This window comes from Brevibacterium sp. SMBL_HHYL_HB1, assembly GCF_018208375.1.
GTDB classification, from domain to species: domain Bacteria; phylum Actinomycetota; class Actinomycetes; order Actinomycetales; family Brevibacteriaceae; genus Brevibacterium; species Brevibacterium intestinavium.
Genome location: NZ_CP062936.1, coordinates 58,892 through 74,883, shown reverse-complemented (window position 1 = coordinate 74,883; position 15,992 = coordinate 58,892). Strand labels below are relative to the sequence as shown.

General features: G+C 62.9%; 11 protein-coding genes, 3 pseudogenes and 1 other annotated feature. Of the genes and pseudogenes, 2 read left to right on the top strand and 12 right to left on the bottom strand.

Annotated features, from left to right (window positions below; all coding sequences use genetic code 11):
* Positions 1 to 72: 72 nt before the first annotated feature.
* Both IG171_RS00340 and IG171_RS00335 read right to left on the bottom strand, forming a co-directional pair.
* Positions 73 to 510: an AzlD domain-containing protein gene (locus IG171_RS00340; RefSeq protein WP_212128979.1), complete on the bottom strand. Its 438-nt coding sequence runs from the start codon at positions 508 to 510 to the stop codon at positions 73 to 75.
* The gene (locus tag IG171_RS00335) at positions 507 to 1,352 is read right to left on the bottom strand and encodes an AzlC family ABC transporter permease (protein ID WP_212128978.1); all 846 of its coding nucleotides are present in this window, start codon (positions 1,350 to 1,352) and stop codon (positions 507 to 509) included. The genes IG171_RS00340 and IG171_RS00335 overlap by 4 nt, the downstream gene beginning before the upstream one ends.
* A 66-nt stretch (positions 1,353 to 1,418) precedes the next feature.
* On the opposite strand from IG171_RS00335, the gene IG171_RS00330 reads away from it, so the two are divergent.
* Positions 1,419 to 2,036 (top strand): XRE family transcriptional regulator, encoded by a 618-nt coding sequence (locus tag IG171_RS00330; RefSeq protein WP_212128977.1) that lies wholly within the window; start codon positions 1,419 to 1,421, stop codon positions 2,034 to 2,036.
* Positions 2,037 to 2,118: 82 nt separating this feature from the next.
* Here IG171_RS00330 and IG171_RS00325 read toward each other — a convergent pair.
* The 8 genes and pseudogenes from IG171_RS00325 to IG171_RS00290 form a co-directional block, all read right to left on the bottom strand.
* A protein-coding gene (locus tag IG171_RS00325; RefSeq protein ID WP_212127312.1) for an IS5 family transposase occupies positions 2,119 to 2,998 on the bottom strand; the annotation gives its coding sequence in 2 pieces (ribosomal slippage) (positions 2,119 to 2,640 and positions 2,642 to 2,998; 879 coding nt in all).
* Positions 2,999 to 4,187: 1,189 nt separating this feature from the next.
* A pseudogene (locus IG171_RS00320) lies at positions 4,188 to 4,880 on the bottom strand (ISL3 family transposase); the annotation flags it as partial.
* A 17-nt stretch (positions 4,881 to 4,897) separates the two neighbouring features.
* Positions 4,898 to 5,176: pseudogene (locus tag IG171_RS00315) on the bottom strand (IS1634 family transposase); the annotation flags it as partial.
* Between the two features lie 42 nt (positions 5,177 to 5,218).
* On the bottom strand, positions 5,219 to 6,091 hold the full coding sequence (locus IG171_RS00310; protein ID WP_249204296.1) for an IS3 family transposase: 873 nt from the start codon (positions 6,089 to 6,091) through the stop codon (positions 5,219 to 5,221).
* Positions 6,040 to 6,172: a sequence feature (AL1L pseudoknot), on the bottom strand. It overlaps the preceding gene by 52 nt.
* Complete coding sequence (locus tag IG171_RS00305) at positions 6,130 to 6,441, bottom strand: transposase (protein WP_212127336.1); 312 nt, start codon at positions 6,439 to 6,441, stop codon at positions 6,130 to 6,132. Its footprint overlaps the feature before it by 43 nt.
* Positions 6,442 to 6,486: 45 nt before the next feature.
* Entirely contained in the window at positions 6,487 to 7,818 is a 1,332-nt protein-coding gene (locus IG171_RS00300) for an IS1634 family transposase (RefSeq protein WP_249203587.1), read from the bottom strand.
* 111 nt (positions 7,819 to 7,929) lie between these two features.
* A pseudogene (locus IG171_RS00295) lies at positions 7,930 to 8,550 on the bottom strand (ISL3 family transposase); the annotation flags it as partial.
* A gap of 421 nt (positions 8,551 to 8,971) precedes the next feature.
* Positions 8,972 to 10,123: an FUSC family protein gene (locus IG171_RS00290; RefSeq protein WP_212128975.1), complete on the bottom strand. Its 1,152-nt coding sequence runs from the start codon at positions 10,121 to 10,123 to the stop codon at positions 8,972 to 8,974.
* An 85-nt stretch (positions 10,124 to 10,208) separates the two neighbouring features.
* Here IG171_RS00290 and pepN point away from each other — a divergent pair, with 85 nt between their 5' ends.
* The gene (gene pepN, locus IG171_RS00285; RefSeq protein ID WP_212128973.1) at positions 10,209 to 13,133 is read left to right on the top strand and encodes an aminopeptidase N; all 2,925 of its coding nucleotides are present in this window, start codon (positions 10,209 to 10,211) and stop codon (positions 13,131 to 13,133) included.
* 226 nt (positions 13,134 to 13,359) lie between these two features.
* Here pepN and IG171_RS00280 read toward each other — a convergent pair whose 3' ends face one another.
* Positions 13,360 to 14,448: a C40 family peptidase gene (locus IG171_RS00280; RefSeq protein ID WP_212128971.1), complete on the bottom strand. Its 1,089-nt coding sequence runs from the start codon at positions 14,446 to 14,448 to the stop codon at positions 13,360 to 13,362.
* A 433-nt stretch (positions 14,449 to 14,881) separates the two neighbouring features.
* Complete coding sequence (locus IG171_RS00275; RefSeq protein ID WP_349252133.1) at positions 14,882 to 15,967, bottom strand: MsnO8 family LLM class oxidoreductase; 1,086 nt, start codon at positions 15,965 to 15,967, stop codon at positions 14,882 to 14,884.
* Positions 15,968 to 15,992 lie beyond the last annotated feature (25 nt).

The window sequence follows — 15,992 nt, the reverse complement described above, 5'->3', positions numbered from 1 at the left end:
AGAGGCCGTGCGTGCGACCTCAGGTCGCTCGGCAGGCGTGCCCTCAATGGTCCCGTCAGAGCACCTCACCCCTCACAGCATCCCGGTCGTGCGGATGATCGCGCACACGGCCATGCCGATCATCACGGCCAGCAGCATCGGCACGCGCAGGATCGAGGCCAGCACTCCGGCGCCGACGCCGATGAGGCGGGCCGGATCGGCGATGTCCTTGCCGTCGAAGACCGCGGTCGTCGCGCACACGGCACCGATGAGCACGACGGTGGCCCGGTCCATCCACATCGTCACCCGTTCGGTCGAGTCCGCCGAGGCGGACTGATCGTTCGGGTTCGCCGAGGTGGACGGGCTCGCCGAGGCAGCTGGGTTCGCCGAGGCGACCGAACCGACCTGACCGGCTCGCGACCGTCGCCCCTTCGTGGCGATGGCCGCACCGAGCTTCACCCCGGCGAAGCGCATGAGATAGGTTCCGATGCTCAGCGCGGCCAGGGCGATGAGGAAGCTTCCTGCGCTCATGCCCGTCCCTCCTCGTCCCCTGTCGGGGCCTCAATCGCCGTGCCCGCCCGTTCGTCGTCGGCAGGATTCCGGCCCTCGTCCGCAGTCCCGCCTCGGCGGCGGCCCGGCAGACCGCCTCGGCGACGGCCTGGCAGACCGCGTCGGCGACGGCCGAGCAGCCAGCGCACCGCCCATCCGGCGGCGACGAGGACGAACACGGACAATGAGGTCACCGCGCCCAGCCCCAAGGGCAGCAGCGGTGTGAGCGCCACGGCGATGAGGATGCCGGCCACCGTCAGGGACAGCGTGGCGCGGTTCTTCAGATCCCCGCGGATGAGGCAGAAGAGGATGATCGGGAAGGCCGCATCGAGACCGAGCAGATCGGCGTCGATGACATTGCCCAGCCACTGACCGACCATGGCGCCGCTGGGCCACATGAGGGCGATCGCAGCGCCCATGAGCAGGAAGGCGTGCCATCTGGCACGGTCGTTGCGTCCGGTGCGTGAGATCGCGGTGGATTCGTCGTTGATCCAGTGGGAGGCGATGAGCGCGCGCCAGTCCTGGGGGAAGAAGGGGCCGACGGCGATGCCGAAGGCGAAGTTGCGGGAATTGACGAGCAGCCCGGCCAGAACGGCGAGGATGGGCGCGCCACCGGCGGCGATGACGCCGACGAAGGTGAATTCGGCAGCGCCGCCGAGGGCGAACATCGCCAGCAGCAGGGTCTGCCACCAGGCGAAACCCGAGACGGCGGAGATCGCCCCATAGGACAGCGCGACCGCGATGATCGTGATGGTCACGATGGCCACGGCACGATAGGTCGAGCCCGGGAGCACCCTCTCACCCGTGCGAAATAATGAACCCATGTTCCATACAGTGCACTCTGCGGAAACGTTCGTCAACTCGAACATATTATCCGGTATAGTGAACACATGGTTTCTCGACGTGACGACGATCCGCAGGATGACTCCCCTCCAGGCCCGCCGGAAGAGCCCAGCGCCGTGCTCTCACCCAGCCAGCAGATCGCGGCAGCGCTGAAGCGCGAACGGCTGCGGGCCGGACTGTCCCTGTCCGAGGTCGCCCGGCGCGCGGGGATCGGGAAGTCGACGATGTCCGGACTCGAGACCGGAACCGGCAATCCGAGCCTGGAGACGATGTGGGCGCTGGCCGCCGCCCTCGACATCCCGCTGGCTCGGCTGCTCGACCCTCCCCCGCACGAGGTGGCGCTGCAGCACGTCGGCGACATGCCGAGCCTGCCGTCGACGACCGCGAACTATGTCGCCACGCTGCTCGCGCCCTCGCCGACGAACGCCAGGCGCGATGTCTACTTCATTCAGGCCGAGCCGGGTGAGACGAAGCGATCCCAGCCGCATCCGCAGGGCACCATCGAGCACGTCATCCTCGGTCGCGGAGCCGCACGCATCGAGGTGCTCGGACAGTCCTATGAGCTCGGCGTCGGCGATTATCTCACCCATCCGGGCGATCAGCCTCATCGCTTCACGGCTCTGGAACCGGGCACGAACGCCGTCTTCGTCGTCGAAAGCAGCTGACTACCAAAGTTCGAGCACCCATCGTCGACAGGCACACAACACCCAAGACAAAATCCCCACCTCTCCTCACCTCCGCGCCGGACTAGGGCGTGTCTGATAAATGCTGTAACCAAGCGATGACACCGTTGAGCACGACAGCGGCTCGATAGACGACGGCGAGTTTGTCATAGCGAGTGGCCAGTCCTCGCCACTGCTTCAAACGGGCATAACCGCGCTCGATGACATTGCGACCCTTGTACTTGATCGCGTCGAACTTCGGTGGACGGCCACCCTTTGATCCTCGCCGGAGACGATGGCCTTGCTGATCGGACGGTTCGGAGATGACTGCCTCGATCTTCCGCGACCGCAGCAGTGACCGGTTCGCTCTCGATGAGTAGGCCTTGTCGCCAAGGACGGCGTCCGGGCGGGTGCGTCGACCGACCTGAAGGTTGTCCAACAGAGGGGCGAGCATCGGGCTGTCGCCGTCCTGACCAGCGGTGCAGATCGACACCAGCGGCAGCCCGTGGCCATCGACGAGCTGATGAGTCTTTGTCGACAAGCCTCCGCGCGAGCGGCCGAAAGCGTGGTCAGGCGACTCTGTCAGTAGATCCTTGTAATTCGACGAGTCCCTTTTTTACGCGGCTGATGTTCGTCGCGTGTTGATGTGCGCGAGCGATCGTGGAGTCGACTGAGACGGTGAAGTCGACCTTGTCATTCTTTGCCGCGTGGACAGTCAGAGCCTGGTGGATGGCATCCCAGGTGCCGTCGGCGGCGAGGCGGCGGTGCCAGGTCCACACGGTCTGCCATTTGCCGAAGGTCTCGGGCAGATCGCGCCAAGCGATACCGGTGCGGTAGCGGTAGATGATGCCCTCGACCATCTGTCTGGGATCGGAGAACGGGCGGCCTCGTCGGCCGGTCGGTGCCGGGAGGTAGTCGGCGATGAGAGCCCATTGGTCATCAGTGAGTAGTTGGAATCGAGACACGATTCCAGGGTTTCAGAATCCCACCGGGAAATTTATCAGACACGCCCTAGCCCTGACGCGAGGCTTCACACGCCTCCAAGCTCCATTCAGCAGACGATTTTGAACCAATTCAACAAGGTGCTTCAAAGTCCACAGCAGCTTTCTATTTCCACGCCCAACGGAACGAGTTCAGTCACATATCGTCATGCCGCCCTGCCCCATCGTCAAAGTCGGGCAGTATTCTGGCACGATATCTACCATGGACCTTGGAACAGTAGTCGTACCAGTCGTAGTTGCACTCGTAGGTGCCGCGGGAGTCATTGTCGCAGCGATCGTCGGGCGCCCAGCACCGACACAACCGAACTCAAGCGGACAAACTCAAACCGCAGTCGGCAACAACAATGTGCAGAACCAAAACCATACAACGATCAACCAAACAGTTAATCAGGGTACGGCCAACAACTCGACCGACGACCCCTGCGGTTTGATCATAGGTGTTGGCCTATGTTGCGTAATCGGCGTCGCAGCTCTCGCTTGGGCTTGGAAATTTGTTGGGCCATTCATGTGGATCCTCCCAGTCATATTATTCTTTGGATCAATATTCGTATTCTGGCAAAGTCGCGGGAGAACGAGCACCACAAGGATAATCAAAATCCTACTTACAATTAGCTCCGGCATCTTCGCAGTGGTCGCCGTCCTGGCGCTATATACATTCGCCGACGGCTACCCCGGAGTCGAACCATTAATCAGCCCCAGCCCAGAAGAGTTCTCAGAGTCAATTGATCGACTGGGCCTAACAAGCATTTTCGCGTATGCTCTTCGCGCAATCGGAGTGGCAGCGCTCATCTTAGGCCAGTGGCATCTGGTGATACGTCGAAATCAACCGGTATCAAAGATTGTCAAATTGAGCGTAGCGCTAATTCTCGCTGGCTTTTTGGCCGGCACTCCGCTAGGGCAGCAGGCTTGTATTTCATTTATGCAGTGGCTCTTTGGAGTAATCAGCAGCATCTCTTAGAGTCTGTCGCCGAATCGTCGAAATCCAGCGATTTGGCCCCTTGCGGTCTAGATGTTGTGGCTGCACGATCTGTCGGAGCCTTCATCTAGCCGTTGGCAAGTCCGTGAATTCAATTCGGCAATAGGCTCTCTTAAAGCAGTTCATTCCGTCCAATCAACGTCTTCCGTTCGTGACTAGTCCACGCCGTAAACAGGCTCATCGTAATTGAGAGTGTAGGACCGGTCGGAAGCCACCGGACTCGAGCAGACATCTGGCGATGTAATGCGTGAGGTTGCGGAATCCCAGCGCGGACCCGCGTAGATGCTCGAGTCTGCCGTTGATCGCTTCAGTGGGACCGTTCGACGTTCCCGGTCGGGTGAAGAATGCGAGCACATCAGCAGCTCGACGCTTCAACGTTCGTCCTAACCGTTTGAGCTCGACAAGTTCGGGTGGCAGATTCGTTGTCAGGGCGTCGATGACCGTTTGCAAGAGTCTCTTGCCCTCTTTGCAGTCCGCGGTTCGGTAGGCGCTGACAATGTCTTGGTAGACAGCCCAGGTGACTTCGACTTCGGTGAAGTTCGGGTCAGCGAAGAGGTTCGCGATTCTTTCCTGCTGCTTGGTCGTGAGTAAGCTGCTGCCCGTGTGAAGAGTTCTTCTTGCCCGGTACAACGGGTCCTTTGCTCGTCCGCGATGGCCGGTTGTCTCCTGCTGAACTCGGCGACGTACCTCGTCGAGGGCATCACCGGCGAGTTTGACGACGTGGAAGGGGTCCATGACTTCCACAGCGTCGGGCAGCTCCTCAGCTGAGGCTGTTTTGAAGCCGGAGAATCCGTCCATCGCGACGACGTCGATGCCCTCACGCCATTCTTTCGGTCGGTCTTTCAACCATTGTTTGAACACCTGCTTCGAACCTGAGTTCCACAACTTTAGTGCCCCGCAAAACGGTCCGGCAGTAGCTCACCCGCGATTTTTCTCGCTTCCCCGGTGACCTCTGGGTCGAAGGTGATGTCCTGCCCACCCACGCGGCCGGTGAACTCCCGCAGCGGCCGCAACGATGTGATGATCTTCTTCAGCGACGCCCCAGTCGTGTCCTGCATGAACCTCGATATGGCCAACGCGGTGAACACGACTGTCAAGTGCGCCTCGATCGCATCTCTGGTGCGGTGGAAGATCGGCCTGGCTCGTAGGTCGGTCTTCGACATCTGTCAAGTCCCGGGTTTTCTGGAGGCTGAACGTTCGTTCAGTTATTAGGCCGCCGAAGTCTGCAGGCTCGTGTAGTGGGCTGCTTCGATCTCGGCGGGAGTCTGATAGTCAAGCATCGAATGCAACCGTTCGGTGTTGAACCAATGCACCCACTCAGCCGTCGCGGCCTCGAGATCGTTGCGACCGGACCAGGGGCCGTCGGTGAAGACGAGTTCGTATTTGTATAACGAGTTCAGCGCTTCGGCCATGGCATTGTCGTAACTATCGCCGATCGATCCCACCGACGCCACTGCCTCGGCCTCAGCCAGTGCCTGGGTGTAGCGCAGAGCCCGATACTGCACCCCTCTGTCCGAGTGGTGGGTCAGCCCTACAACGTCGTGACCTGCACGTTTACGGCCCCATATGCCCATATTCAAAGCATCGAGAGCCAGATCGGTATACATTCGCGTCGAGGTCTGCCAGCCGATGATCATTCGAGAGAATACGTCGAGGACGAACGCGACGTAAACGAAGCCGGCCTCAGTGGGAACGTAGGTCAGATCCGCGACCCAGAGACGGTTCGGCTCCGCAGCGGTGAAGTTACGTTTGACGAGGTCAGCCGGTCGTTTCGTCTCGGGACCGGGCTTCGTCGTCCGCGGGAACTTCCCTCTCACAACACCCCGGATGCCCAACTCATTGCACAATCTCTCGACCGTGCACCGGGCCACGGGGCCGTAGGTCCTTGTGAGTTCGGCGTGGATCTTGCGGATGCCGTAGACCTTGTTGCGGCGGTGAGTGTGGATAGCCATGATCCTTTCTTTGAGCACCGCATCTCGCTGGGCTCGAGCGCTGACCGGACGGGTCTTGAAGGCATAGTACGTTGATGGGGCGATGCTCAGGCCCAGGTCCTGGCGCAGGACCTGACAGATCGGTTCGATTCCCCACCTGTGCTTGTTCTCGTCGATGAAGGCGACGATTACTTCTGTAGGCGGTCGAACTCCGCCTTGCCGAAAAACGCGGTCGCTGATCGGAGGATGTCGTTGGACTTCCGCAGCTCCCGGTTCTCCTTCTCCAGCCGCCGGATCCGTGCCTGGACGTCCTCGGTCTCGACGGGCAGGTTGGCTGCTTCGGCTTTCTTGACCCAGTTGCGCAGGGCTTCCTTGTTCACATCGGTCTGCTCGGCAATGCGGGCGATGGCACCGTTTCGAGTCTCTGGGTCGGCGCGGGCCTCGAGAGCCAGTCGAGTGGCTCTCTCACGTACTTCTGGTGGATATTTCGAGGTAGGCATGATGAGTTGAGGGTAGTCCTTTCTTGGGTAACCGCACACCCTCCATCAAACCAAGGACGAATCAATCCGGAAAGACTGCTCGACATGCCACAGGTCGTGATAGCTGCCGATGACCTCGGCCGCAGGCATGGTCCCGACGGGAATGTTCGTCACGTAGCCTTTGAACCCTGTCAGCTTCATCGCCCGCTCATAAGCCTTCTCATCGAAGGCTTTCTCCTCATCAGTGACCTTGACGAACCGAGCCTTCTTCGCCGGCTTGTCACCGTCGATGATCGCCAATGCCCGGTTGCGCTGCAGGTTCAGCGTCTGCTCATCACGCATCGCCCGTTTGCGCCGGTACTGCCACACCACTCGCCACGCATGAGGATGCTCTTTCGCTGACCAGACGGGTTCGCGTCTCTTCTTCACCCGCTCAGGATCAAGCCGCTTGGTTCCTTTCGGGGTGATCGTGTCGATGATCTGCCCGTCCTCGGCGTACTCACCATTCCACCGAAAATGCGTCGCCAGATCGTGTGGAGCTTTCGTCTGCCTCGACCCGACGATGAACCGCAGCCCAGCGTCATCGAGTTCTTTGAGGTTCTTTGCCGACAGCATTCCGGCGTCGGCGGCGACGACCATGTCTGTCACCTGGTGGCGTTCTTGGAAGGCTTTGATCACGGGAATGAGCGTGTGGGTCTCTGCTTTCGATCCTTCGAAGCAGCCGATCTCTAACGGGAATCCGGTCCGATCGACGAGGAGTCCAACAACGATCTGCGGGTCCACGCGGCGTTCTTTGGAGTACCCGACCTGACGCAGAGAATCTTCCTTCTCAGCCTCGAAATACAGTGTCGTGACGTCATACAGCAGCAGACTGATGCCGGTGGTGGCGATGCTGTGGGCGAAGCATTTCTCGGCGATCTTGTCCCGGTAGTCGCGTTCGTTGGCCCGAACCAGACAGTTGAGGAACGTGTTGTGGTGCGGTGGCTCGATACCGAGCTCGGCAAGGACACGGAGACTGTCGGCTTTCGATGTCGGCTCAACCAGCCGTGCCAGCACGAGGTGAAAGAAGGCGTTGTCGTTGACCACCTCGTCGAAACCGAGTCTCTTCCACGACTCGGCGATGGCATCGATGAGGACGGAAGACCGTGATCCCACCACAGTTCGGGCCCGCGGTGGCACGGCAGCATCGGTAGGTAGGCCCAGCTCAAGTTCGAGTTGTTCGGCCGCCCCGTAGTCGGCGAGCCCTTCTTCGCCGGCAGCGAGCAGAGCCGCTAGTTCTGCTTCTGTATGAGCGGATCCGAGGTGTTCAAGGACGGTGACTTTCCCACGGTGTTTGCGCACGATCTGCACGGCTGTGGCCCCGGACCCGGTGGTGACTTTCCGCAGACGAGGCGACATAGCCCCATCGTAGACAGCCAATTAGTGTCCCACCAACAGAATTCCCGGCCTTGTGACCAGCACAAACACGAACGGAATCGCGAAATCAGCGCCTAGTTGTGGAAGTCAGGTCGAACGGCCAGCCACCATGTCGAGCAGACGTGCCGAGCCTGTTCCCTCGCTGATCGGGGTGAGGTCGATGATGACGGTGACGTACTTGTCACCACGCCGGGTGTGCCGCCATACATGCTCGTCGACACCAATGACGCTGACCCCGTCGAAACGGGTCGGGTCGTTGATCAACAGTCGATGTCCGGCCGCGAGGATCGCGGAGTTCGCGGTGTGCCAGGACACGGCGAGTTTCGCAGCGATGACGGACACGGTGTCGTGATCGATCACGAGGGCACGCAACGCCCAGTCGAGGCCGGTTCGCGAGATCTTCGCTCGTGGTGGCGCCGCAGCTGTGGTGTCTTGACGCCAGACGCGGCCACACTCGACGCATTTGTAACGGCGGAGGCGAATGTGAAGCGTGGTTGGTCGGTGGCCGAAAGGTTCGTGGGCCAGCTGGCGGACGACGGTGTCGCGGACGATCCCGTGACCACCGCACCGTCGGCACCAGTCATCTGCCGTGTTTGGACGGCATTCCAGGATGGCCTTTTGCCCGGTGATGTTTTGGCCGGTGCAGGTCAGATCGAGGGTGTCGAGTCGGCAGAATGTCGTAAGGTCAGGGGTCGAGAAAGTAGGCTTGGCCACGTCGAGGTCTTTCGGATGGGTTGTGTGAGAACTTCCATCATCGGAAGACCTCGACGCCTATCCGCGCAGCGACGCGCCGTGTCCTGGAATCACCGATCTACACTCTCTTTTACGAAGAGCCCGTAAACACGATACTGACAACCGTCCAATGTCATCCATAAACTAATCCGAGCTAAACCTGAATCATTGTGTTGACAGCAATCCAAAAATACTTTTGCTGCGTTCCATACACGTGGCCAGGTGGGGCTTCCGGCGGACCAACCACAGTCCTTCCATACACTCGCGCCGCGCACGAACGCCGAATTCATCATCGAGAACGGCTGACGCGTAACGTATGTCCTGTCGGTAACCACAGCGCGGTGGCCGCCGTGCTGGCTCGCGACCCCAACCGCAGCTCTATCTCGCGGCGCTCCCGAGGTGCCTATTCGGCGATCGGACCTTCGTCGGCGTCCTCGGCGTCGGCGGCCAGGGGCGGCAGTCGCGATTGGGCTTCGTCCCGCGTCAGTCCCGCGGCCTGGAGCAGGTCGACGGCGACGGTCCGCAGGAGCAGGACGAGGGATTCGTCGTGGATGTCCCAGTCGGAGTTCGCCCGCGGATCGAGAGTTCCCGCGGCTTCGGACAGGGCCGCCTCGGCGAGGGATCGGTCGGTTCCGCGACGCAGGGCGATCTCGAGCTTCTTGGCACCGTCGGCCAGCGATCCGACGTAATCGGCGATGACCGGCTTCTCGACACCGAGTTCGGTCATGCCCACGACCCTGCGGGCGATCACCCGCATGGTCCGCATCGCCCGGTCTGAGAAGGTGTGGGCCCGGGAGAGTCGGGTCACCTCGGCGGCGTGGCGGCGGGCCCGAGCATTGATCTTCGCCGCCTCGCGGGAGATCCGCAGCGACGAACCCCACGAATCGATGATGTCCTGGGTCTCGCGGGCGCGTTCGAGGGCGCGGTTCGCCATCGTCGAGTCCGCATCGCTGAGCGCCCGCTTCATCATCTTGAACACGTCGTTGATCTCTTCGAGCATGTCCGCGGCCAGGCGTCTGGGCACCTTCCGGGCATCGCGCGGGATGAGGAAGGCCAACAGGATCGCGCACATCGATCCGGTCAGGGCGTCGAGCGTGCGTGGGAACGGCATGGTCGTGGAGGTGGCCGGGACCACGACGACGTAGACGGATTGGACGGCGATCTGGGTGATGAAGATGCCGCCGGAGTTGATGATGGTGCCGATGCACAGGCCGATGATCAGGGTCAGGGCGAGCTGCCAGATGCCGGTGCCGTACAAGTTGACGAGGGCCTCGCCCACGAGCACCCCGAAGGTGGCTCCGAAGCCGATCTCGAGTGCTCTTCGCAGGCGACGGTCGGCGACCGGGCCGATCCCGACCGCCGAGGCGACCGCGGCGAGGAACGGATAGGGGTGGCCGAGCACATAGACGCAGAAGGCATAGGCGGCGGTGGCGGCGATCGGGATCTGGATCAGCTGGCCGGAGTTCACCCATACGCGCTTGAGTCCCAGACGCAGGCGGTGGGAGGCGACATTGACCGCCCGCCGAGGCAGCTGGCTGACCCGAGTCTTCGCCATCAGTCCCCTCTGCCTCTCGCCGGTGCTGTACTCAGAATACCGGAAATGTGGCATGCTAAAGTCTGTGCGCTGAGGAGGCTATTGAATGACGACGAATCTCACCCGAAACGAAGCGCAGAGTCGCTCTCAGCTGCTCGAGGTCGAATCCTACTCAGTCCATATCGACATCAGCAACGCCGAGACCGATGACGAGACCTATCTCTCCCGCACAGTCGTCGAATTCACTGCCGGTTCGACCGGTTCGACGTTCATCGACCTGATCGCCGCCTCCGTTTCCTTCGTCGAGATCAATGGTCAGACCCTCTCCCCCGCCGAGGTGTTCGATGGTGCTCGTGTCACCTTTCCGGTTCGCGCCGGTCGGAATGCGCTGACGATCGAAGCGCAGGCCCGCTATTCCACCTCGGGTGAGGGACTGCACCGCTTCACCGACCCCGCGGACGGCAAGGTCTACCTCTATACGCAGTACGAACCCACCGATGCCCGGCGGGTGTTCGCGAACTTCGACCAGCCCGACCTCAAAGCCGAGTTCAGCTTCTCCGTCACTGCCCCGGCGCATTTCCAGGTGCTGTCGAACCGGCCGGAGGCGGACTCCGGGCCGGCCGAACCGCATCGGGCCGAGGCGGATACGGATGCGGTCGGCGACGTCGTCACCCACCGGTTCCTGCCCACGCTCAGGCAGTCGAGCTACATCACGTGCATCACCGCCGGACCCTATGAGGGGGCGAGGGATGAGTGGACGGACCCGAACACCGGGCAGACCGTGCAGTTGGGCGCATGGACGCGAGCCAGCCTGGTCGACCACCTCGATGCCTCCGACATCTTCTCCATCACGAAGGCCGGCCTCGAATTCTTCACCGCCGAATTCGACTACCCCTACCCCTGGGGCAAGTACGATCAGATCTTCGTTCCAGAGTACAACCTCGGCGCGATGGAGAACCCGGGGCTGGTGACCTTCACGGACTCCCTGATCTTCCGCGACAAGGTCACGGATGCGAACTACGAGTCACGCGCGAACGTCATCCTCCACGAGATGGCGCACATGTGGTTCGGAGACCTGGTGACGATGAAGTGGTGGGACGATCTGTGGCTCAAGGAGTCCTTCGCCGACTACATGGGCGGGCTGGCCCTGGCCGAGGCGACCCGGTTCACGAACGGCTGGGTGACCTTCGCGCTGCGGCGGAAGGCCTGGGCGTACACCCAGGATCTGTATCCGACGACGCACCCGATCGTGGCTGACATCCCCGATGTCGAGGCCGCGAAGCTCAACTTCGACGGCATCACCTATGCCAAGGGTGCGTCCGTGCTCAAACAGCTCGTGTCCTTCGTCGGCAGAGAGGCCTTCTTCGCCGGGTCCCGGCTGTACTTCAAACGGTTCGAGTACCGCAATACCGAGCTCGCCGACTTCCTCGACTGCCTCGCCGAGGCGGCTCCTGACCGGGATATCGCGCACTGGGCCGGTGCCTGGCTGGGCACATCCGGGGTGTCCGAGCTGTCGCTGGAACTGACCACCTCCGATGCCTCGGCCACCGACCCGGCCCAGGGCGCGGGAAGCGGGGTCCGCATCGCCTCGAGCACGGGAGCCAGGCTGCGAGCGACCGCCGATGCCGGTGACGGGCAGGGGACTGCCGCCGTCGGCATGGCCAGCGGGGCCGACGCCGCAGGCGGGGCCGGCACCGCAGGTGGGGCCGATGCTCGGGCTCCGCGCCGACGGACCGGAGCGGAGAAGATCACGGCCGCGACCATCACCCAGGCCGATTCGGCGAGAGGTGCGGCTCTGCTGCGGCCCCACACGATCGAGATCGCCACTCTCGGCCGCTCGGGTCGTGCGATCGTTCCGCTGGACACGTTCCGCTGCGAGTTCTCCACCGCATCCGCCGAGGTCGAACAGCTCATCGGGCGCAGCGCCGGTGTGATCACCCTGCTCAACTACAACGACTTGGACTACGCTCGGGTGCGTCTCGACCCGGCATCGACGGAGACGGCGATCACCTCGGTGTCGCGGATCATCGATCCTCTGTCGCGGGCGCTCGTGTGGTCGGCCCTGGACAATGCCGTTCGGGACGGACTCCTGCCCGTGCAGAAGTACCTCACGGCCTATGCGCGCAGCCTCGGCAAGGAAAGCCATGCGGGAATCATGGCTGGTCTCAGTCAGACGGCCCTGACCTGCATCGATCAGTGGGTCGCCGACCGCAATTTCGATACCGCGATCGGCGGACTGCTCGGGGCCGCTCTCGATGCCCTGGCCGCGGCGAAGTCCGGTTCGGACGCTCAGCTGCATCTGGCCAATCTCGTGCTCGCGCTGACCTCGCGGACGGCGCGCTGTTCGGCCGGCGGCTCGGCGGTGGCTCTGGGACGCAGCTTCGCCAGTCAGGTGCTGGCCGTGCCCGTCGGTGAGGAGATCGACCGCATGTACCCCGGAGCCCCCTCCGAGGCTGCGGACGACGGAGGCGGGGCCGAGCATTCGGCCGGGGCGCTGCCCTTCCGCGGTCTCATCAACGACCACACGCTGAGGTGGAATGCGCTCACAGCGCTCGTGTGTCTTGGTTGGGCGGATCAGACGGACATCGCCAGAGAGACTCAGTCGGACCCCAGCTCCTCGGGGCGGCTCCGCGCCGAGACGGCCAGTGCCGCTCTGCCCCTGCCCATCGTCAAGATCCGCGCGTGGGAGGTCATCCGCGAGGCGGGTTCGCTGAGCAACGATGTCCTCTCGGCCGTCATCTCGGGGTTCATCGCCTCGAGCGCGCTGCCTCTCATCGAGGACTACGTCGACGAATACTTCGCTGGCCTGCTCGGCTTCTGGACCGACAATTCGATCGAGATCGCCCGCCGGCTGGTGCTCGGACTCTATCCGCGCTGGTCGGTCGACGAGGAGGCCGTGGTCGAGAAGACCGATGCCTGGTTGGCCGCCCACGACGATGCGCCTGCGGCTCTGCGCCGTCTGATCATCGAACGACGCGACGACCTGGCCCGCGCCATCTTCCTCAAATCAACGCAGAGCTCGCGTCACTGAGTCGACGGTGAGTGCCTGCACCCGAGCGCGGAGGGCACTCCTCTCCCCCACTGGTCCGAGGACGTTGCCCCGCCCCTGAACTGACAAGCAGAAGGCCGGTGCCCGCTGACGGGGCACCGGCCTTCTGATTTGCGCTGCATCCGCCGCCGACGGGTCTGCCAACGCACTTTGCGACTGATCAGCCGATAGACCTGCTGGCTGACCAGTCGATTCGCCTGCCGACGGGTCAGAGGATCCGGCGGGCTCCGGAGAACTCGTTGCCCGTGTCCCACTTCTTCCAGTCGGTGACGTAGACGTCCTTCGAGGCATTCGGCGAGTGGATCATCTTGCCGTCACCGACGTACATGCCGACGTGATGGACGGTCCCCGACGAAGTGGAGAAGAAGAGCAGGTCACCGGCCTTGAGGTCCGACGAGGACACGGCCTTGCCGGCCTTCGCCTGGTCCCCCGAGTCGCGTGGAAGGTCGATGCCATGGGCGCGGTAGATGCTGTAGGTGAACCCGGAGCAGTCGAATCCGTAGGCGGAGACGCCGGCCCACAGGTAGCGCAGGCCGTCGAACTGCTTCGCGGTCTTCACGAGGTCCTTGCCGCTGGGCTTCTCGGGCTTCTCTCCGACGTCGTAGACATCAACGTCATCGGCGTCGATCCAGGCCGCTCCACCACCGGGGAGGGCGACGCGGACATCGTCGACGTCCTGGGCGATGAGCGGCACGTCGACGTTGAAGCTGACGTCGGCACCGGCGTCCTTGGTGAACTCGATGCCCTCGAGGTCGCTCTTCGGTGTCGTCACGACGGCACGCGGCTGCTCCTCGCGAAGCTTGGTGAACCGATCGTTCTCGACCAGCTGCTTCGTCGGCAGCCAGCCCGGGTAGCCTTTCTCGTTCTTCGGCGTCTTCTGGTCCTTGACGCTGACTTCGGCCCAGTCGCCCTTGATGTCGAGGACGGTGACTTCCGAACCGTAGACCGCCTGCGTCTCGGTCTTGCCGGTCAAGCCCCGTCGCACATCGGTGCTCTTGAGGTTCTTGTTCCATTTGTCGAGGTCGACAGGATGGCCGAGGGCGGGCTTGTCCACCTTGCGGGGAGCGTCGCGGTCGGCCCAGAGAGTTGCCACCGTGACATCGACGTAGGCGGTCTCACCCTTTTCGATCTTTCCGTCACTGATCCGTTCGAGTTCCTGACCCGGAACGACATCAGCCGTGATGTCCGCTGACTTGGCAGCGTCGGTCGAGGACAGATTGCTCGACAGTGCGGGAGCACCGGCGCCGAATACCAGTCCGACCCCAAGTGCTGCCGAAACAGCAATTTTGGTACGCATTATTTCTCTTTCGGTCTGCGGGCGGCGGGCCCGCGTGGGGGAAGTCTCCGAAGGTGCGCGTGCGCGTTCGGCGTGCTTGATTCGCCACTGTGAAGAGCGCCCCTTGCGGGTCGTTCTCGCCGATGCCGAGTCAATGCACGGTGTCAATCCTACTGACGACCCTGGGGCCGTCACCAATCATGACACGTTGACAGAATAACGTGCTCTGCCGCTGGTTTGAAGTCCACTTGCTCCAATCGATGCTGAGCTGAGACCTCAGACGGGGCGCAGGGCCGTGGCTGAGCGCCGGATTCCGCGTCGGTACGGGCGCGCCGGTCGTCGCGGTCTACGCATCGGGTCCACCCGGTCCGGTCTACGCATCGGGTCCGGCCGACCCGGCCCCGGGGTCGGGCCCAGCCGATGCGTCTCCAGTGTCGGACCCAGTCATCCCGGTCTACGCGTCTGCGCCCACTGATTCGGCCGCCGCATCCGCCCCGAGAAGTTCGTCGGCGAGGAGGTCGATCGTCTGCACACGGCCGGGATCCTCACGCGGGTCCTCACCGTCCATCGCCCCGGCGATCGGTTGGATCATGATCTCGTCGACGTCGAACCGAGCTGCGAGCTCCTCGAGCTGCGCGGCAGCGGACTTCGGATCGCCGATGATCCAGTTCTTCGACAACTCCTCACCGACCATGCGCTCATTGTCGTTCATCACCGAGCGCACGTCATCGCCGGCAAGATGGAGCTTCTCCATCGGTCCGCCGGTGCGCAGACGCGACATCTGCAGCAGGAAGGGCTCCGATCGCAGCTGAGCCTCTTCGGCGGTCGGTGCGACGACGACGTTGGCCGTGACGAAGGTCTGCGGCTGGTCGCCATAGGCGCCCGGGGTGAAGTTGTCACGATAGATCTTCATGCCCGTGGTCGCTCCGGAGGCGAAGTGATTGGCGAAGACATAGGGCATGCCGAGTTCGGCGGCCAGTCGTGCCGAGTAGCCGGAGGACCCGAGGAGCCAGGGCAGGGGCTGGGTTCCCGGCACCGCGGCCGGCGTCGCTTTCAGCACATGCTCGCGTCCGCCGTGCAGGGGAATGCGCAGCCCTTCCGGAGTCATCAGGCTGAGGGTGTCGATCACATGCTGTGGGAACTGTTCCACAGGGTCGATCGCTCGACCGTCCCGATCGACCATCCGACCTTCGCCGAGGTGCCCGCGCATCGCCGCCGAGGTGATCGGGTCTGTTCCGGGCGCGCGTCCGATTCCCAGATCGATGCGATCACCGTAGACCGCGGCGAGCAGGGCGAAGAGCTCGGCGACCGCCAGAGGCGCATGATTGGGAAGCATGACCCCACCGGAACCGAGTCGGATGCGTTCGGTCCCCTGGCCGAGGTGCATGAGTTCGGGACCCGGCATCGTCGAGGCGATCGAGGGCATGTTGTGGTGCTCCGCGACCCAGTAACGAGTTAAACCGAGCTTGTCCGCTTTGTCGATGATCTGCTTCGAGGCGGCAAAGGAGTCTGCGGTCGTCTGTCCCGTGCGAACCGGCACGAGGTCAAGGATGGAAAGCTTCATA